The sequence below is a fragment of the Specibacter sp. AOP5-B1-6 genome, from assembly GCF_052376555.1.
Classification (GTDB): domain Bacteria; phylum Actinomycetota; class Actinomycetes; order Actinomycetales; family Micrococcaceae; genus Specibacter.
The window spans coordinates 71,945-90,581 of sequence record NZ_JBQSVT010000014.1; the positions used below are offsets into that span (position 1 = coordinate 71,945).

An 18,637-nucleotide genomic window follows, 5' to 3' on the forward strand; every position below is an offset into this window, starting at 1 on the left:
ACGCCAAGAAATGTCCCGGCGTCGTTCAGCAAGAGGGTGTGGCCGGCACGGGTTGCCGCGGCCACGTTCGCCGCTGGTGGAAGCAGGACCCGGAACTGCCAGCAGTTTGAGAGAATGGAACCATGACTTCTCTCGGAACCGGCAAAATGTCCACACCCGGCAAATTCACTGGCGTTGGCACCATTGTGCTGGCGATCGTTTTTCTGGTGGCACTTGTCTTCGCAGCAAACAACAGCACGGTCCTGGGCTGGGTCATTGCCGCCATCGCGTTTGGTTGGCTGGCGCTGTCGACAGTGGTCTACATCGGCGTCCACAAGGCCGCAGCGTTTGGCGCCCGACAGGTGGCTCTGGCCCAAGCCCAGATGGCCCAACACAACAGTGAAAGTGCCCCGTCCGACGGCGGCACCCGGCTTGTGTCGCAGGAGTCCGGCTCACGCTCGGCCGAGAAGGCACGAGAAATGAAGCTGGACCATTCGTTCAAAATCATCAGCGTCCAGGTTGGGGTGGTCAACGAATACCTCGGCAAGGATGACCAAATGGTGGCGCGGGCTCTTGAAACCATCGAGATCACAGCCACCAACGGCCGCGGCATGATCAACCCGAACTGGGAAGCCCAGGAAGCCAAGATGGATGCGGCCATGGCGAAGAAGAACGCCGGTCGCCAGACGGCTCCGGGCACGGCCGCAACGGACACAGCAGCAGCGGGCACGGCAACCGGCGGTGCGGCAGCCCAGGAATCCAGCACCACTGCGGCCCCAAAGGCTGCCCCGGGAACCGGTCCCGACGACGAGCCCGTCAGCGGCGTCATCATCGACTAAGCAGCCAAGCACCGGGCGGCCGCGACGGCGCCCGGTCGCACAGCGGCAGTCCGCCGGCACCACGGGGGCCGGCCCACGGCATGGACACACATTTTGGGACCACGGAAACGCGGAACCCTGCAGGTAAGGTGGAACAAGTGAGCAACAGTATTGAAAACGGTCGATTGAGGATCGCAAGCGTCAACGTCAACGGCATCCGTGCCGCCTACAGGAACGGCATGGGCCCCTGGCTGGCAGCGCGCGATGTGGACATTTTGTGCCTGCAGGAGGTGCGCGCGCCCGATGCCATCGTTGAGGGCTTCCTCGGTGAGGAATGGCACCTGCTCCACGCGGAAGCCGAAGCCAAGGGCCGGGCGGGCGTGTTGATCGCCACCCGCAAGGACCGCCTGGAACCTGTGGCCACCCGTGTGGGCATCGGCGAAGACTACTTCGCCACCACCGGCCGCTGGGTTGAGGCAGACTACGTGCTCACGGGGTCCGACGGCACACCAACAACCTTGAGCGTTGTCAGCGCCTACGTGCATTCGGGCGAGGTGGACACCCCCAAGCAGGTCGACAAGTACCGCTTCCTGGACACCATGATCGGCCGGCTGCCGAAGCTTGCCGCAGCCAACGACCATGCCCTCGTCGTGGGCGACTTGAACGTTGGACACACAAAGCTGGACATCAAGAACTGGAAGGGCAACGTTAAGCGCGCCGGTTTCCTGCCCGAGGAACGCGCCTACTTTGACAGGTTCCTCGGCGAGGAAATCGGGTGGAAGGATGTTGCCCGTGAACTGGCCGGCGAGGTTGACGGACCCTACACCTGGTGGTCCAACCGCGGACAGGCCTTCACCAACGACACGGGCTGGCGCATCGATTACCACATGGCCACCCCCGGCCTGGCGGCAAAAGCGGTCCAGTCAGTCGTTGACAGGGCCGAGTCCTACGAAAGCCGCTTCTCAGACCATGCCCCGCTTGTCGTCGACTATAAGTTCTAAAGGACTCCCCTTCCATGAGTGAAACCTCCGCCCGCCCGCGCGTACTGTCGGGCATGCAGCCTTCCGGCGACTCCCTGCACCTGGGGAACTACCTGGGCGCGCTGGTCAACTGGGTCAAAAACCAAGACGATTACCAGACGCTGTTTTTTATCCCGGACATGCACGCCATCACGGTGACGCAGGACCCCGCCGAGCTGCGTGCCCGCACCCGGAAGACTGCCGCCCAGTACATTGCCGGCGGGATCGACGTCGAAAAGTCAACGCTTTTTGTGCAGTCCCATGTGCCCGAACATGCCCAGCTGGCCTGGGTGCTGAACTGCATCACCGGGTTCGGCGAGGCATCGCGCATGACGCAGTTCAAGGACAAGTCGGCCAAGGGCGGGGCCGACGTGGCCAGCGTTGGCCTGTTCACGTATCCGGTGCTGATGGCGGCCGACATCCTGCTGTACCGTCCCGAAGGGGTCCCTGTTGGTGACGACCAGCGTCAGCACGTGGAACTGGCCCGCGACCTGGCCAAACGCTTCAATCACCGCTTTGGCGACACGTTCGTTGTCCCGGAGGCCTTCATTCAAAAAGAGGGCGCCCGCATTTATGACCTGCAAAGTCCGACGTCGAAAATGTCCAAGTCCGCTTCCGGCCCCAACGGGCTGATCAACATTCTCGATGATCCCAAGGTCACCGCCAAGCGCATCAAGTCGGCCGTGACCGACGACGGCACCGTCGTTGCCCACGACCGGGAAAACAAGCCCGGCGTCTCAAATCTGTTGGAGATCCTGTCCACGCTGACGCAGACATCCGTTGACAGCCTCGTTGCCCAGTACGAAGGAAAAATGTACGGGCACCTGAAGGTCGATGTTGCGGAAGCAGTCGTTGACCGGCTCGCGCCCATCCGCACGCGCACGCTGGAACTGCTCGACGACCCGGCTGAACTTGATGCACTGCTGGCACATGGCGCCGCAAAGGCCCGGGACATCGCCTCGGTGACACTTGCCGACGTCTACGCCAAGGTTGGCTTCCTGCCGCCCGCAGGGGTGGTCGGCTAACCATGCCCGGCATTGGTCAGAGCGGGGCCTCCCCGGCCCCGCACCCCAACAGTCTGGGGGTCATCATCTCGCTGCCCCCGGCCCTGGCGGAGGAGCTCAGCGCAAAGCGGGCGTTCTACACGGGCCAGGATGCCGACGTCGTGCCTCCGCACATCACGCTGGTTTCTGGGCGGGCGGAGGACTCCTGGGAAGACGCTGCGGCGCACGTGCGCAAGGTGGCCGCCTCGGGGGAGCCGTTTAGGCTTTCGCTGCGCGGCACCGGAACATTTGAGCCGGTCTCGCCTGTTGTGTTCTTGAATGTCGACGCCGGTGCCGAGGCTTGCGCCGCGCTGCACCACGAATTGGTGGACGGGCCGGTGGAGCATCTGTTGGAGTTTGGTTTTCATCCCCACCTCACGATCGCCCATGACCTTGCTGAACCTGCGATGGCCCTGGCCAAGGCCGACATGGCGGATTTTTCAGCCAAATTTGAGGTCACGAGCATAGGACTTTTTGACTACCTTTCCGGTCGATGGTCCCTGCGTGAGGAGTTGAGTCTTGGAGGACTCGGGAAACACTAGGAATCGGCCGGCGCCAGCCCACTTTCCCGGCTTTGCGGCGCCGGGAGTGAGCGCAAAGAAGCCCATGGCTGCCCCGGCCAAGCCGCCGCCCAGCCCGCTTGACCGCAAGGCTTTGGCCGCATGGACGTCGAGCAGGCAGAGCGCGTTTGGCAGGGCCCGAACCTCCGGCGGACTGCTCCAACAGGCCGGCACCTTGACGCAGTGGCTCAATGCCCGGGCTGGGCAAACGTTTCCTGTGCGCGTGTGGAACCTGTACACGCGCCGCCGCGGGCCCCTCCTCGCGGCCGGCAACGCCTACCTGATGTTCTTCTCCGTCGGCGCCATGCTGGTCGCCGGGTTCGCCATATTCGGCATCGTTGCCGCAGGCAATGACGTGCTCCGGGATGCCGTCATCGAGCTTGTTGCCAGCACCACCCCGGGCCTGATTGACACCGGCGACGGCGGCCTGGCCACACCCGAAGAACTTCTGGGCAATGGCGGGTTCGGGCTGACCTTGATTGTGTCGCTGGCTGCGCTGCTCGTCACGGCCATGAGCTGGATCAACGGCCTGCGCGAGGGCATCCGTTCGCTGTTGGGGCTTGCCCGTGACAGGACCAACCCGGTGCTGTCGAAGCTGCGCGACGGCGGCACGCTGCTGGTCCTGGCGGTGGCACTCATCCTGACAAGTGCCCTCGGAGTGGTGAGCACCGCGGCCGTGGACAGCATCAGCGGGTTCCTTGGCTGGGGGAGCTTCCTGTCCGGCGCCGCAGCCCAGCTTGGCTCCGTCATCCTGATGTTCCTTCTGGACGTCGTGGTGGCCATCATCATGTTCAGCATTGCCTCGCGGGTGCGGATGCCGCGGCGGGTGTTGTTCCTGGCGGCAGTATTTTCCGGATTCGGGGCGACCGTGTTGCGGTTTTTCAGTGCGATGCTGCTCAATGGCATCACTAGCAACCCAGTGTTGGCCCCCTTTGCCGTGATCCTTGGCCTCTTTGTCTGGTTCTTCCTGCTGAGTCAGGTGTATTTGATCTCGGCGGCGATCGCTGCGGTCAGGGCAGCGGATCTGCGTCCGCATCCCCATGTTTCGGCGCCGCCGCCCGCCTCTGAGGTGTGACTTCACCGCACGACGGCATGAGGGCCGCTGGGGCCCCGTTCCAGCCCCACTGAAATCGATTTTGCAGTTGTTGGGCCGAAAACACCAAAAATCGATGGAATCGGTCCAACAACTGCAAACTCGAACCGGGGCGAACCGGGGCGGGGTTGGGGGAGTCGAGCGGAGGAACCCGGCGCCCGGCCAACGCAAAGCGCCGCCCCCACAAGGGAGCGGCGCTTTCGCTGTACCGGGAACCAGTAGTGCCGGGAACCGGCAGGCGGTGAAGCTTAGATCTGGCGGGCCAGGATGGCCTGCTTGACCTCGGCGATGGCCTGCGTGACCTGGATGCCGCGGGGGCATGCTTCGGTGCAGTTGAAGGTGGTGCGGCAGCGCCACACGCCTTCCTTGTCGTTGAGGATTTCCAGGCGCATGTCGCCGGCATCGTCACGGGAGTCAAAGATGAAGCGGTGTGCATTCACAATGGCTGCCGGGCCGAAGTACTGGCCGTCGGTCCAGAACACGGGGCAGGATGACGTGCACGCGGCGCACAGGATGCACTTGGTGGTGTCATCAAAACGCTCGCGGTCCTCGGCGGACTGCAGGCGCTCCTTGGACGGCTCGTGGCCACGGTTCACCAGGAACGGCATGACCTCGCGGAAGGACTGGAAGAACGGCTCCATGTCCACGATGAGGTCCTTCTCCACGGGCAGACCCTTGATGGGCTCAACCGTGATGGGCTTGGACGTGTCCAGGTCCTTCAGCAGCGTCTTGCACGCCAGGCGGTTGCGGCCGTTGATGCGCATGGCATCGGAACCGCACACACCGTGGGCACACGAACGGCGGAAGGTCAGCGAGCCGTCCTGCTCCCACTTGACCTTGTGCAGGGCATCCAACACGCGGTCGGTGCCGTACATGGTCATGGTGAAGTCTTCCCACTTCGACTCTTCCGAGAATTCGGGGTCGTAGCGGCGCACGCGCAGGGTGACGTTGAACGTGGGGATTTCCCCGCCGCCGCCAAGGTGTGCTGGCAATTCAATCTTCGATGCCGGCTCCGGAGCGGTTTCGGCAGTTTCTATGGCGCTCATTAGTACTTCCTCACCATCGGCTGGTAACGCGTAACAACAACAGGCTTGGTGTCCAGGCGGATCCCGGCGATGGACTCCGCAGAGCTTTCCACCGTGACATTCGCATCCAGGTAAGCCATGGAGTGCTTCATGAAATTCTCATCGTCGCGGTCCGGGAAGTCCTCGCGGTAGTGACCGCCGCGGGATTCCTGGCGGTGCAGGGCGGCAACCGTCATGACCTTGGCCAGTTCGAGCAGGAACCCCAGCTCCACAGCTTCCAGCAGGTCAAGATTGAAACGCTTGCCCTTGTCCTGGACGGTGATGCGTGAGTAGCGCTCCTCGAAGGTGGCGATGTCGGCCAGCACCTTGTCGATGGACTCGGCTGTGCGGAACACCTGCATGTTGGCATCCATGGCGTCCTGCAGATCCTTGCGGATCAACGCAACCTTTTCGCCGCCGTCGGACGTGCGAACGTGGTCCAACAGGGCGGCTGTGTCAGCTTCCGGGTTCTCCGGCAGGTCAACAAAGTCGGCACCCTTGGCATACTCAGCAGCAGCCACACCGGCACGCTTACCGAACACGTTGATGTCCAGCAGCGAGTTGGTGCCCAAACGGTTTGAACCGTGAACGGAAACACAAGCAACTTCACCGGCTGCGTACAGGCCGGGGATGATGGTGTCGTTGTCTTGGAGAACTTCGGTGGTGATGTTCGTGGGAACACCGCCCATGGCGTAGTGAGCCGTGGGGAAAACCGGGACCGGCTCCGTGTACGGCTCAACGCCGAGGTAGGTGCGGGCGAACTCGGTGATGTCCGGGAGCTTGGCGTCAATGTGCGCCGGCTCCAGGTGGGTCAGGTCAAGGAGAACGTAGTCCTTGTTCGGGCCACAGCCACGGCCTTCACGAACCTCGTTAGCCATGGAACGGGCCACGATGTCTCGGGGCGCCAAGTCCTTGATGGTGGGGGCATAACGCTCCATGAAGCGCTCACCCTCAGAGTTACGCAGGATGGCACCTTCGCCACGTGCAGCCTCGGAGAGCAGAATGCCCAGACCGGCAAGACCTGTCGGATGGAACTGGAAGAACTCCATGTCCTCCAGCGGGATGCCCTTGCGGAACGCGATGCCCATGCCGTCGCCGGTCAGGGTGTGTGCGTTGGAGGTGGTCTTGAAGACCTTGCCTGCACCACCGGTAGCCAAGATAACGGATTTGGCCTGGAAAACGTGCAGTTCGCCGGTTGCCAGATCGTAGGAAACCACGCCGGCAATCTTCTTCTGCAGGTAGATGGTGCCGTCCTCGCGGGTGGCTTCCTCTTCAACCGTGAGCAGATCCAAAACGTAGTACTCGTTGTAGAACTCAACGTTGTGCTTGACGCAGTTTTGGTACAGGGTCTGCAGGATCATGTGACCGGTGCGGTCGGCGGCGTAGCATGCACGGCGAACCGGAGCCTTACCGTGATCGCGGGTGTGGCCACCGAAGCGGCGCTGGTCAATGCGGCCCTCGGGCGTGCGGTTGAACGGCAGGCCCATCTTCTCAAGGTCGATCACGGCGTCGATGGCTTCCTTCGCCATGACCTCCGCAGCGTCCTGGTCAACGAGGTAGTCGCCACCCTTGACGGTGTCAAAGGTGTGCCACTCCCAGTTGTCCTCTTCCACGTTGGCAAGGGCTGCACACATGCCGCCCTGTGCTGCGCCGGTGTGGGAGCGGGTGGGGTAGAGCTTGGTCAGAACGGCGGTGCGGGCACGCTGTCCGGATTCAATGGCGGCACGCATTCCTGCGCCACCGGCCCCGACGATTACGACGTCGTATTTGTGGACCTGCATACTGGATGCTCTTTCTCTCATTTACTGCATTAAAAGCTGGTGTTCACTTCATGCCGCCCGGGCCGCAATGGGCCCGGTGCCCGCAACTAAAAGTTACGGAACGGGGCAGAAGGACGGGAGGTCAATGACCGCACCGGGAGGGCAAGGGTCAAAGGTGAAGATGACCAAGGTGCCCAAAACGATGATGACGGCGGTTGCAATGTACAGAACCGTCTTCAGGACCATGCGGGTGCGGTCGCGCTCAGCGTAATCGTTGATGATGGTGCGCACACCGTTGGTGCCGTGCAGCATGGCCAGCCAGAGCATGGCCAAATCCCAGATCTGCCAGAACGGATCCGCCCACTTGCCGGCAACGAAACCGAAGTCGATGGCATGGATGCCCTCGCCAACCATCAGGTTCACAAACAAGTGGCCGAAGATCAGCACGATCAGCACGACGCCGGAAAGGCGCATGAACAGCCACGCGAACATCTCAAAGCTTGAGTGTGAGGCCTTGTTCCGCTTGTACTTGGGCGAGTGGGCGCTGTTGGAGCGCGGCGCCGCGATGGAGCTGGTGCTCATGTTAGTTCCCTCCGAAGACATTGGAGAAGACAATGGTGAGGTGGCGGATCAAGAACGGAATCATCGTCACAGCCCACAGGGCAAGAACGCCCCAGAGCAGCTGGCGCTGGTACTTGGGACCCTTTTTCCAAAAGTCGATGGCAATGATGCGCAGGCCGTTGAAGGCGTGGAACACGATTGCTGCGACGAGGCCCGACTCTCCCAATCCCATGATGGGGTTTTTGTACGCCCCAATAACTGCTGTGTACGCCTCGGGGGAAACCCTCACCAATGAGGTGTCGAGAACGTGCACCAACAAGAATATAAAAATCACTACACCGGTAATCCGGTGTCCCACCCAGGACCACATGCCTTCTCGGCCGCGGTACAGAGTGCCAGCTGGTTTTGTCGGCACTGATTAAACCTTCCCTGCGTCACCGTTGCGTCGGCGTGGTTCCACGCGGGGAAACGCACACGGCGTAAGCACTCATACTTGAGCCTAAATTTAGGCTTAGCTAACAGCATATTCAACTTAGGCACTCCTTGCTCTATGCGGCAAATCACAGGTGTGTCTCAAATGGATGCTGTATAAGGCTTTGGGATGCATGCCAAAGTACGACGACGGCGGGCCGGCCTACGACCCTGGGCGGAAGTTTGCCCCCAATCACCCAAGTCTCACGTGTTCCGGCAGGGGCATCGCATATGGTTATGGTGATGAATACGCAAAATTTGGTACAGTCCGGACAGCCTGCCACGGACCCCCTGGACAGGTTTTATGCCGTGATCCCGGCAGGCGGTGTTGGCACCAGGCTGTGGCCGTTGTCGCGGGCCGCCGCGCCGAAGTTCCTCCACGACCTTACGGGCAGCGGCAGCACCTTGATCCGTGCCACGTACGACAGGCTGGAGCCGCTCAGCGGCGAGCGGGTGCTGCTGGTGACTGGGGATGCGCACCGTGAAGCGGTCTGCCGCCAACTTCCTGAGATTGCCGACGAGAACCTGGTCCTGGAGACGGAGCCTAAGGATTCCGGCGCGGCCATTGGTTTGGCTGCTGCCATCTTGTTCACGCGCGACCCCGCAACGATCATGGGCTCCTTCGCCGCGGACCAGGTCATCAGCCCGGTGGATAAATTCCAGGACGCCGTGCGCGAGGCCATCCATACGGCCGCCACGGGCAAGATTGTCACCATTGGCATCAAGCCAACCCACGCCTCAACAGGTTTTGGCTACATCCGCACGGGGGAGCCGCTGGACATTCCCGGTGCACCCAGCGCCCACACGGTCGTGAAATTTGTGGAAAAACCCAGCGAGAAAATCGCCGAAGAGTACCTTGCGAGCGGTGAATACAACTGGAACGCCGGAATGTTTGTGGCCCCGGTCGAATTGATGCTCCATCACCTGAAGGCCAATGAACCTGTCCTCTATGAGGGACTGATGGAAATTGCCCGCGCCTGGGACACCCCGGACCGGATCGCCGTGAAGAACCGGGTGTGGCCCACGCTGCCCAAGATTGCCATTGACTACGCGGTGGCGGAACCGGCCGCTGACGCCGGTGACGTTGCCGTGATTCCGGGCGACTTCAGCTGGGACGACGTCGGCGATTTCGCCGCCATCGCCCGCTTGAGCAGCGCCAAGGAAAACAACAATGTGAAGGTCATTGGTGAGGGCGCACGCGTGTTCACCGAGGACAGCACGGGCATCGTCGTCACCGACACCAAGCGCGTGATTGCCTTGATCGGCATCCAGGATGTTGTGGTGGTGGACACCCCCGACGCGCTCCTTGTCACCACCCGGGCCCACTCGCAGCTCGTCAAGCGGGCTGTCGACGGGCTCAAGGCCAAGGGCGACATCGACGTTTTGTAGCCATCCCGGCTCCTCCCACCGCTGCCCCTCCCACCTCCCGCCGTCATCGTCCCACCGCCCTTCAACTACTTTCCGTCGCCTTTCCAACCAGCCCGCAGTTGTGGCTGTAATTTCGCCAATTTTCGGCGATATTGCAACCACTTCTGCGGGCCAGTTGGCTTTTGGGTGGAAGAAGTGCGGGAAGTAACGCGGAGCCGCCAATGCTGTTCCCGGGCCTTGACATGGTTAGAGTTTGATCTGTGCGCAATTACTCCCTCGAAACAGAACCGACTGAGCTCGTAGGCCCGTGGCTTGAACCCCTGCTGGACGAGGTCATTGAATTCCGGCGGGACCTCCACGCCCACCCGGAGCTGTCATTCCAGGAATTCAGGACGTCGGGCAAGATCTACGACCGCCTGGTCGAAGCCGGGCTTTCGCCGCGACGGCTTGATGGCACGGGGGTCATGGTCGATGTTGGTGAAGGCCCCATTGCGACGGCATTGCGTGGTGACATCGACGCCCTCCCCATTGTTGAGGAGACGGGCTTGCCGTTTGCCTCCCGCAACCACGGCGTCACACACGGCTGCGGCCACGACTTCCACACGGCCTCCATGCTTGGCATTGCCCTGGTGCTGGCCCGCATGCATGAGCACACCCCGTTGGGCGGGCGGATCCGGATCATCTTCCAGCCCGCGGAGGAGACCATGCCCGGCGGCGCCCTGTCGTGCATCGACCAGGGGGCGCTCGACGGCGTGCCGCGGATCCTTGCGCTGCACTGCGACCCCCGCATTGAAGTGGGGACGATCGGCACCCGCATCGGACCCATCACCAGTGCCTCGGACACCATCAAGATTGAGCTGTCGGGCCGCGGCGGCCACACTTCCAGGCCGCACCTGACAGAGGATTTGGTGTTCGCCTTGGCTGAAATTGCCATCAGCGTCCCTGCTGTCCTGTCCCGCCGTGTTGACGTGCGCAGCGGCGTGTCAGTTGTGTGGGGGCAGATCCATGCCGGTTCCGCGCCGAACGCCATACCCGGCCACGGCGTCATGAGCGGAACCATGCGCTGCCTCGACCGTGAGGCCTGGCATTCGGCAGGGGAACTGCTCGACGACGTTGTGCAGCAGGTTGCCGCACCCTTCGGTGTGGACGTGCACCTGGAACACACCCGCGGCGTGCCACCGGTGGTCAACTCGGAACATGAAACGGCCGTCATTGAGGCCGCAGCCCGCGCCGAACTGGGCGAGGACTCTGTGGTGCTGGCGCCGCAGTCAATGGGGGCGGAGGATTTTGCCTGGTTCCTGCAGGGCATCCCCGGATCCCTGATGCGCCTGGGCACCCATGTTCCCGGCGGTGAGGAATACGACCTGCACCGCGGCGACTACATCGTGGACGAACGGGCGTTGTCCGTCGGCATCCGCGTGCTTTGCGCAGCGGCACTGCGCACGCTCCGGGGCGCGGTCCCGCAGTAGGATCCCGAGCCGGGCCCGGGACAGCCGGCTCAGTCGAGTGGGGACACCCGAATGAGATTTCCGTCGGGATCAGCGACCACGAAGGTGCGTCCGAAAACGTCATCGTGCGGTTCTTCGACGACGGTCGCCCCCTTGGCCGTCCACTCGGCATAGCGGTCGTCAACGGCGGCCGTCGAACCCGAAAGCATGAGTCCCACCTCGCTGGTGCGGGACGTCGCCGCCGTGACAGTGTCGGCTCGGCCCGACCACAGGGCGAAAAGTACGCCCGGGGCGACCTCAAACGGGACGTAGCGGGGTGTGACGGCAAGGGGTTCCATCTCGAACAGGCCGCTGTAAAACGCGCTTGAGCGCTCGACATCCGTGACGTAGATGAGAAACAAGTTCGGGGCGGCCATGGGGTTCTCCTTTAGTTGGTGTTTTCTGACTTTCCCATCATGGCGGCAATACATGACACCTCATGTCTGCTTTGGTCAATAATGATCAGATGAAGTTCCAACGCCTGCTCTCGATGATGTTGCTGCTCCAGACCCGGCACCGCATGACCGCCGCTGAACTGGCTGACGCGCTGGGTGTATCGGTGCGGACGGTTCTGCGGGACGTGACGACCCTGGCCGACGCCGACGTGCCGGTGTTCGCTGAACGCGGCCGCTATGGCGGCGTGGTTCTGCTGCCCGGGTCACAGCTCGACGTGTCGAAACTCAGTCCGGCGGAAGTCGACGCCTTGAAACTGCTGGGTCTGGACCATGGGCAGGCGCGCCAGCTCGGCGTCGACGCACCAACGCGGACCGCACACCGGAAGCTCGCTTCGCGACGTCCCATGGCCGATCACTCCTCGTTGCCGTTGAACGAGTTGGTTGTCGTGGATAACACGTCCTGGTTCAGCCCGGAGGCACACGGCGTCAGCGTCGCCGACCTCGGCAGGGATCTGCAGGCAGGCCGGCGATTGCGGATTCTCTACCGGAGCAGTGCCGAGCAGGGTGCCACATGGCGCACGGTTGACCCGTACGGTCTGTTGGCGAAGGCGGGCCGATGGTACCTGGTGGCAGACATCAACGGGGTGCCGCGACTGTATTTGCTGGAGAGGATCCGGAGCTGGGAGAGCCAACCGGCGGGCCGATGCCTGCGCCAGGGTGAGTCGCTGGCCAGTGTGAGCCGGTACCTGAGCACATCGTTGGAGAACCGCAGCGGCATCACTGTCGTTGCAACGCTTGCCGTCGACAGGCTCGACCTCGCACGACGGATCCTGGGCTCACGGCTCACCGGCAACCGACCGCTGGATACCGGCCGTGTTGAGATCACCGTGGTCTACGACCAGATGAATGCCGTGCGTCAGCTGCTGCAATTTGGCGCCCACCTTCGTGTCACGAGCCCGCCCGAGGCGCAGGCCGTGATGCGGGACGCTGCCACAGCCACGGCTGCGCTGTACCAAGACTAAGCAAGGAGGCTGACCAGAAAACGGACTGGTGACAAGCAGCTCCGGGCCCCGCCGCACAGCAGGCCCTGCACCCCATGCCCACCAGCGGCGCAGCCGCTTTGGCGGCTACGCTGCAGCGTGCGGAAGTATAGCGCAAACAGTGGCTTCAAGCGCTTGACGCGCACTTGATTTGCGCAGCTTTTCATGCCGGTGGGAGCCGTTGTGTAACGGTTCCCCAACGATGAGCTGCGCAGCCCTTGACGCCCTACCAGCTGGCGGTGAACTGACACTATGGTGTTCAATAGCGCCGCATTGCTGGGGTGCGTCGAGGTAACCGTGTTTATTCACACGCCGGAACAGTGCTGTTCGGGTCGTGCGGGACTGATTCGTGTTTACATTGGGCGCCATTCCCGCACTGCGTTCACACACCCCATGGAGGAACCTTGAAAAACTTGCTTCACACCACCGTCAAGTCCGTCAAACGCGGAGCCATCGTCGGAACTGTGGCGGTGGGTGCCGTTTCACTGCTGCTCACCGGCTGCGGTGAGGCCCCGCCGGCTGCCGGCGGCAGCGACGGCACGCAAAACGCTGCAGCAGCCGATTACCTCGGCTGCATCGTCTCCGACTCCGGCGGCTTCGACGACCAGTCATTCAACCAGTCCTCCTACGAGGGCATGCAAAGCGCCGTCAAGGACCTGGGCATCAAGATGAAGGAAGCCCAGTCCAGCGCCACCTCGGACTTTGCGCCGAACCTGGCCACCATGGCCAGCGCAGGCTGCAATATGACAGTCACCGTCGGCTTCCTGCTCGCGGAAGCCACCAAGGCGGCTGCCGCGGACAACCCGGACCTGCACTACGCCATTGTTGATGACAACAGCATCAAGGCTGACAACGTCAAGCCCGTTGTGTATGACACCGCCCAGGCCGCATTCATGGCAGGCTACACGGCCGCCTCGGTCACCAAGACCGGCAAGGTCGGCACGTTCGGCGGCATCAACATCCCCACCGTCACCATCTTCATGGACGGCTTTGCTGAAGGCGTGAAGTACTTCAACGACAAGCAGGGCAAGGACGTCAAGGTCCTGGGTTGGGACTCTGATTCCCAGCAGGGCTCGTTCGCCAACACCTTCGAGATCATCCAGGAGGGTACCAAGATCACCAACAACCTGCTCTCCGAAGGTGCCGATGTGATCATGCCGGTGGCCGGCCCGCTCGGCAAGGGCGCCGGTGATGCGATCCTCGCCGCGAACAAGGGTGGCAAGGATGCCAAGCTCATCTGGGTTGACTCCGACGGTTTCCTGACCGCACCCACGTACAAGTCGGTCATGCTGACCTCGGTCATCAAGACCATGGGTGAAGCTGTGGAATCCATTGTCAAGGACGACCTGGACGGCAAGTTTGACCCGGCACCATACATTGGCACCCTTGAGAACGAGGGCGTGGCCCTGGCCCCGTTCCACGACTTGGACGCGGCCGTCAGCGCCGACACCAAGACCCAGCTTGAGGACATCAAGAAGGGCATCATCGACGGATCCATCAAGGTGGAATCCAAGTCCAGCCCGAAGTAGACAGCATTCGCAGGGGCGCCGCGGCCAGGCTGCGGCGCCCCTGCCTTCGGCAGCGCCCATCCTGCGCCCCCTTGCCGCGCAACAGGTACCCAGTCCTGTTGTGCGGCAAGGGGGCGCAGCCCGGCCACCCACATCACGCTGTGACGTATGCAATAATCACCTTGCATCGGTCACGATCCAACAATCCGCAGACGGGTTAACACGTTGAAATTAGAACTTCGGGGCATCACCAAGAGCTTTGGCACCTTGGTGGCGAACGACCACATCGACCTGGTGGTGGAATCCGGCGAGATTCACAGCCTGCTGGGCGAAAATGGGGCCGGGAAATCCACCCTCATGAACGTCCTCTACGGGCTTTACGAGCCCACGTCCGGGGAAATCCTGGTCGACGACAAACCCGTGAAGTTCTCAGGTCCGTCGGATGCGATGGCGGCCGGAATCGGCATGGTGCACCAGCACTTCATGCTCGTTCCGGTGTTCACAGTGGCCGAAAACGTGGCCCTGGGTGCCGAGTCCACCTCCCTTGGTGGCGTGCTTAACCTGGAGGACACGCGCCGGAAGATCCGTGAGATCTCAGCCAAGTTCGGCTTCGACGTCGACCCGGACGCGCTTGTCGAGGACCTTCCCGTGGGTGTCCAGCAGCGGGTGGAAATCATCAAGGCGCTGGTCCGCAACTCCAAAATCCTGATTCTGGACGAGCCCACCGCCGTGCTGACCCCGCAGGAAACCGACGAGCTCATGGACATCATGGGCCAGTTGCGGGACGGAGGGACGTCCATTGTGTTCATTTCCCACAAGCTGCGCGAGGTCAAGGCCGTCTCGGACACCATCACGGTGATCCGCCGCGGCAAGGTCGTCGGCTCCGCCCCGCCGTCGACCCCCACCACCGACCTGGCCGCCATGATGGTGGGCCGCGCCGTAAGCCTGAACCTCGAGAAGGCCGACGCCGCCCCCGGCGAGGTCACCTTCCAGGTCAGCAACCTGACAGTGATGAACGACGCCGGACAGCGGCTTCTGGACGACGTCACCTTGAGTGTCGCCGAAGGTGAGATCCTGGCGGTCGCCGGCGTGCAGGGCAACGGGCAGACCGAGCTCACCGAGGCGGTCCTTGGCCTGCACAAGCACGTACGGGGTTCCATCACGCTCGGCGGAAAGGAACTGCTCGGCAAGAGCGTCCGCCAGGTCTTGGATGCCGGCGTCGGATTTGTGCCCGAGGACAGGCAGGACGACGGGCTGGTGGGCGAATTGTCCATCGCCGAAAACCTGGTCCTGGACCTGTACAAGCAGGCGCCTTATTCCCGTCGAGGGACATTGAACCGGGCCGTCATCGCGAAAAATGCGGTCGAGAAGGTTGCCGAGTTTGATGTCCGTGCGCAGTCCGCCCAGGACGCAGCGGACACGCTGTCGGGCGGAAACCAACAAAAAGTGGTGCTGGCCCGGGAACTCTCCCGGCCCCTCAAACTCTTCATCGCCTCCCAGCCCACCCGCGGCGTGGATGTGGGCTCCATTGAGTTCCTGCACAAGCGCATCGTGGCCGAACGCGACGCCGGCACGCCGGTTGTCATTGTCTCGACGGAGCTGGACGAGGTCCTGGAACTGGCCGACAGGATTGCGGTGCTCTTCGCCGGACGGCTCATGGGCATCGTGCCCGGAAAATCCAGCCGCGCGCTGCTTGGCCTCATGATGGCCGGGCTGCCCGCAGCAGAAGCACAGGAGCAAATGGACTCGCAGCAGGACTCCGGAACAACAGCCGGCGACAAGATCGAACACAGCAAGGCCGAAAACGGCAACGCCGACACCGGCAAGGGGGTGCAGCCATGAGCGGGTCCGAAATCCAGCCTCCCGGGGGAACCCCGGATAGCCAGGGAGCCCCGGATGGCCAGGGAGCCCCGGGCAGCAAGGAAGCCAAGGAAACAGCTGCGGCACCAGCAGCGACCGACACGAAAAGCCCGCCGGAGAAACCTGCAAAGGAAGGCAACGGCAGCCAGCTGATGCGTGAAATCGTCAGCGGCAACGCGATGATCTCCGTGCTTGCAGTTGTCGTCGCCCTTGTCATTGGCGGCATCCTCATCGCCTTCACCGACCCGCGGGTGACCACCGCGCTGGGGTACTTCTTCGGTGATCCAAGCGCCACGTTCCAAGCCATCTGGGCCTCCATTTCGGAAGCCTATGGCGCCCTGTGGCGCGGTGCCACCTATGACCCGGGATCCCGGACCTGGCAGGGGCGGCTGGGCATCTTTGAAACCCTGACGTTCGCCACGCCCTTGATTCTGTCCGGGCTGGCAGTGACGCTCGCCTTCCGCGTGGGCTTGTTCAACATTGGTGCGCAGGGCCAGATCATCCTCGGTGCCACCTTTGCCGGCGTCGTCGGCTTCATGATCGAGCTGCCCCCGGGCATCCACCTCCTGGCCGTGATCCTGGCAGGGGCCATCGGCGGTGCACTGTGGGGCGGCATCGCCGGCTTCCTGAAGGCAAGGACCGGGGCGCACGAGGTGATCGTGACGATCATGCTCAACTACATCGCCGTCTCCCTGGTCCTGTACCTGCTCAAGAACCAGTTGCGGGACCCCTCCAGCAGCAACCCCATCAGCCCCCGCATGCACGAGAGTGCCATGTTCCCGCTGCTGCTGGGCCCCAACTACCGTGTGCACGCCGGCCTGATCCTGGCCGTGCTGGCCGTCATTGTTGTTTCCTGGCTGCTGAACCGCTCGACCTTGGGCTTTGAATACCGCGCCATTGGTGCCAACCCGCGTGCTGCCCGCACGGCGGGCATGCTGGTATCCCGCGGCTACATCACCGTCATGTTGATCTCCGGCGGTCTGGCCGGACTGGCCGGGGTGACGCAGCTGGCCGGGACCGAGAAGATCCTTGACTCGGACATTGCCGGCAGCATCGGCTTTGACGCCATCACCGTGGCCCTGCTGGGACGTTCCAAACCGTGGGGCACGTTTTTTGCCGCGATCCTGTTTGGTGCGTTCAAGGCTGGTGGCACGTCCATGGCCATCAACGCCGACGTTTCCATTGACATCGTTGCCGTGGTGCAGTCCTTGATTGTGCTGTTCATTGCCGCGCCGCCGCTGGTGCGTTCGATGTTCCGGATCAAGGCAGTCAGCCGTGAAGGAGTAACAGCATGAGCATCACAGCCAAGAGCAAACCGCTAAAGGTCGATGACGCCGTCGCCGTTCGCAGCTGGAAAATGCCGATTCTGCTCGGCGTGCTGGCGTTGTTCGCCGTCGTCGTCTTCATTGTGCTGGGCCCCAGCGGCACAGCCACCTTCCGGATCTCCCAGGACAACGACGTTTGGCAGGTGCCCAATCTGGTCCTGCCTGCCAAGGCCATGGGCATCATCGTTTCGGTGCTCTGCGTGGGCCTGGCGTATCTGGCCTACACCCAAACCCGGGCGAGCGGCAAGATCGCCAAATGGGTCATCATGACGTTCGCCGTGGTGTTTGTTGTGGGCCTGATGGTGTGGATCATCGGCGGCACCACCACGCAAAACATCACCCTGGTGGGCTTGTTTACGGGCGCCATGCTGATCACCACGCCGCTGGTGTTTGGTTCCATGTCCGGAGTTCTCTCCGAACGTGCCGGCGTTGTCAACATCGCCATCGAAGGTCAGCTGCTGGCGGGTGCATTCACCGCCGCCCTTGTCGCCTCCATCACGCACAACGCCTTTGCCGGGTTGTTTGCCGCGGCAGTCGCAGGTGTGCTCGTCTCGGTCCTGCTGGCAGTGTTCAGCATCAAGTATGTCGTCAACCAGATTATTGTGGGTGTGGTGCTGAACGTGCTGGTGTCCGGCCTGACAGGCTTCCTGTTTGAAAAAATCATGAAGACAAAGGTTGACGGGGAGACCATCTTCAACCAACCGGCGCACCTGCCGAACCTCCCCATCCCGTTGCTTTCCGAGATCCCCATCATCGGCCCCACATTGTTCCGGCAGTCCATCATTGGCTACTTCATGCTGATCCTTGTCGCCGCGCTTTGGTTTGGCTTGTTCCGCACACGGTGGGGGCTGCGCGTGCGTGCCGTGGGTGAACACCCGAAGGCGGCCGACACCGTGGGCATCAACGTCAACCGCACCCGCGTGCTGAATGTGCTGGCCGGCGGCGCGGTGGCCGGCGTGGGCGGTGCCTACTTCACACTCGTGGCCGTCAGCAGCTTCAGCAAGGACATGACAGGCGGCCTGGGGTTCATCGCCCTGGCAGCATTGATCTTCGGCCGCTGGAACCCGATTGGTGCCGCCCTTGCCGCCCTGCTGTTTGGCGTGGCGGGCAACCTGCAAAGCATCCTTTCGCTGGCCGGCACCCCCATCGACGGCCAGTTCCTGGCCATGCTGCCGTACGCCCTGACCATCCTGGCGGTGTCCGGTTTTGTCGGCAAGGCCATGGCCCCGGCGGCCGACGGCGAACCCTATGTCAAGGAATGATCCACAGAATGCCAAGGAGCGGAA

The 18,637-nt window shown here is 62.7% G+C and carries 17 protein-coding genes; 12 read left to right on the forward strand and 5 right to left on the reverse strand.

The genetic code is table 11. The features are described from left to right. The first annotated feature begins 122 nt into the window (after positions 1 to 122). From ACT3TS_RS09355 to ACT3TS_RS09375, 5 genes are all read left to right on the forward strand, one after another. On the forward strand, positions 123 to 818 hold the full coding sequence (locus ACT3TS_RS09355) for a hypothetical protein (RefSeq protein ID WP_444531237.1): 696 nt from the start codon (positions 123 to 125) through the stop codon (positions 816 to 818). Positions 819 to 946: 128 nt separating this feature from the next. Continuing rightward, complete coding sequence (locus ACT3TS_RS09360; protein WP_444531238.1) at positions 947 to 1,798, forward strand: exodeoxyribonuclease III; 852 nt, start codon at positions 947 to 949, stop codon at positions 1,796 to 1,798. A 14-nt stretch (positions 1,799 to 1,812) separates the two neighbouring features. After that, positions 1,813 to 2,841, forward strand: coding sequence for a tryptophan--tRNA ligase (gene trpS / locus ACT3TS_RS09365; RefSeq protein WP_444531239.1), 1,029 nt, complete (start codon positions 1,813 to 1,815; stop codon positions 2,839 to 2,841). A 2-nt stretch (positions 2,842 to 2,843) separates the two neighbouring features. After that, positions 2,844 to 3,401: a 2'-5' RNA ligase family protein gene (locus ACT3TS_RS09370; protein ID WP_444531240.1), complete on the forward strand. Its 558-nt coding sequence runs from the start codon at positions 2,844 to 2,846 to the stop codon at positions 3,399 to 3,401. A 46-nt stretch (positions 3,402 to 3,447) separates the two neighbouring features. Further along, a complete protein-coding gene (locus tag ACT3TS_RS09375) occupies positions 3,448 to 4,494 on the forward strand; it encodes a YihY/virulence factor BrkB family protein (RefSeq protein WP_444531241.1) in 1,047 nt (348 codons plus the stop codon). A 266-nt stretch (positions 4,495 to 4,760) separates the two neighbouring features. Here the strand turns inward: ACT3TS_RS09375 and ACT3TS_RS09380 are convergent, their stop codons facing one another. The 4 genes from ACT3TS_RS09380 to sdhC form a co-directional block, all read right to left on the reverse strand. After that, a complete protein-coding gene (locus ACT3TS_RS09380) occupies positions 4,761 to 5,558 on the reverse strand; it encodes a succinate dehydrogenase iron-sulfur subunit (protein WP_444531242.1) in 798 nt (265 codons plus the stop codon). After that, complete coding sequence (sdhA, locus tag ACT3TS_RS09385) at positions 5,558 to 7,357, reverse strand: succinate dehydrogenase flavoprotein subunit (protein WP_444531243.1); 1,800 nt, start codon at positions 7,355 to 7,357, stop codon at positions 5,558 to 5,560. The genes ACT3TS_RS09380 and sdhA overlap by 1 nt, the downstream gene beginning before the upstream one ends. Before the next feature lie 93 nt (positions 7,358 to 7,450). After that, positions 7,451 to 7,918 (reverse strand): succinate dehydrogenase hydrophobic membrane anchor subunit, encoded by a 468-nt coding sequence (locus ACT3TS_RS09390; RefSeq protein WP_444531244.1) that lies wholly within the window; start codon positions 7,916 to 7,918, stop codon positions 7,451 to 7,453. Position 7,919: 1 nt separating this feature from the next. Next, a complete protein-coding gene (gene sdhC, locus ACT3TS_RS09395) occupies positions 7,920 to 8,312 on the reverse strand; it encodes a succinate dehydrogenase, cytochrome b556 subunit (protein ID WP_444531245.1) in 393 nt (130 codons plus the stop codon). Between the two features lie 299 nt (positions 8,313 to 8,611). Here sdhC and ACT3TS_RS09400 point away from each other — a divergent pair, with 299 nt between their 5' ends. Next, complete coding sequence (locus ACT3TS_RS09400; RefSeq protein ID WP_444531246.1) at positions 8,612 to 9,757, forward strand: mannose-1-phosphate guanylyltransferase; 1,146 nt, start codon at positions 8,612 to 8,614, stop codon at positions 9,755 to 9,757. A 239-nt stretch (positions 9,758 to 9,996) separates the two neighbouring features. Beyond that, positions 9,997 to 11,205: an amidohydrolase gene (locus tag ACT3TS_RS09405; protein WP_444531247.1), complete on the forward strand. Its 1,209-nt coding sequence runs from the start codon at positions 9,997 to 9,999 to the stop codon at positions 11,203 to 11,205. A 29-nt stretch (positions 11,206 to 11,234) separates the two neighbouring features. Here ACT3TS_RS09405 and ACT3TS_RS09410 read toward each other — a convergent pair whose 3' ends face one another. Continuing rightward, positions 11,235 to 11,600: a VOC family protein gene (locus tag ACT3TS_RS09410; protein ID WP_444531248.1), complete on the reverse strand. Its 366-nt coding sequence runs from the start codon at positions 11,598 to 11,600 to the stop codon at positions 11,235 to 11,237. A gap of 89 nt (positions 11,601 to 11,689) precedes the next feature. On the opposite strand from ACT3TS_RS09410, the gene ACT3TS_RS09415 reads away from it, so the two are divergent. From ACT3TS_RS09415 to ACT3TS_RS09435, 5 genes are all read left to right on the forward strand, one after another. Then, the gene (locus tag ACT3TS_RS09415; RefSeq protein WP_444531249.1) at positions 11,690 to 12,640 is read left to right on the forward strand and encodes a helix-turn-helix transcriptional regulator; all 951 of its coding nucleotides are present in this window, start codon (positions 11,690 to 11,692) and stop codon (positions 12,638 to 12,640) included. A gap of 422 nt (positions 12,641 to 13,062) precedes the next feature. Further along, positions 13,063 to 14,187, forward strand: a complete 1,125-nt coding sequence (locus tag ACT3TS_RS09420; RefSeq protein ID WP_444531250.1) for a BMP family lipoprotein — start codon at positions 13,063 to 13,065, stop codon at positions 14,185 to 14,187. A 204-nt stretch (positions 14,188 to 14,391) separates the two neighbouring features. Beyond that, the gene (locus ACT3TS_RS09425; RefSeq protein ID WP_444531251.1) at positions 14,392 to 16,008 is read left to right on the forward strand and encodes an ABC transporter ATP-binding protein; all 1,617 of its coding nucleotides are present in this window, start codon (positions 14,392 to 14,394) and stop codon (positions 16,006 to 16,008) included. Further along, on the forward strand, positions 16,005 to 17,321 hold the full coding sequence (locus ACT3TS_RS09430; protein ID WP_444531252.1) for an ABC transporter permease: 1,317 nt from the start codon (positions 16,005 to 16,007) through the stop codon (positions 17,319 to 17,321). Before ACT3TS_RS09425 ends, ACT3TS_RS09430 begins: the two co-directional genes overlap by 4 nt. Beyond that, positions 17,318 to 18,613: an ABC transporter permease gene (locus ACT3TS_RS09435; RefSeq protein ID WP_444531253.1), complete on the forward strand. Its 1,296-nt coding sequence runs from the start codon at positions 17,318 to 17,320 to the stop codon at positions 18,611 to 18,613. The genes ACT3TS_RS09430 and ACT3TS_RS09435 overlap by 4 nt, the downstream gene beginning before the upstream one ends. The last annotated feature ends 24 nt before the right edge of the window (positions 18,614 to 18,637 follow it).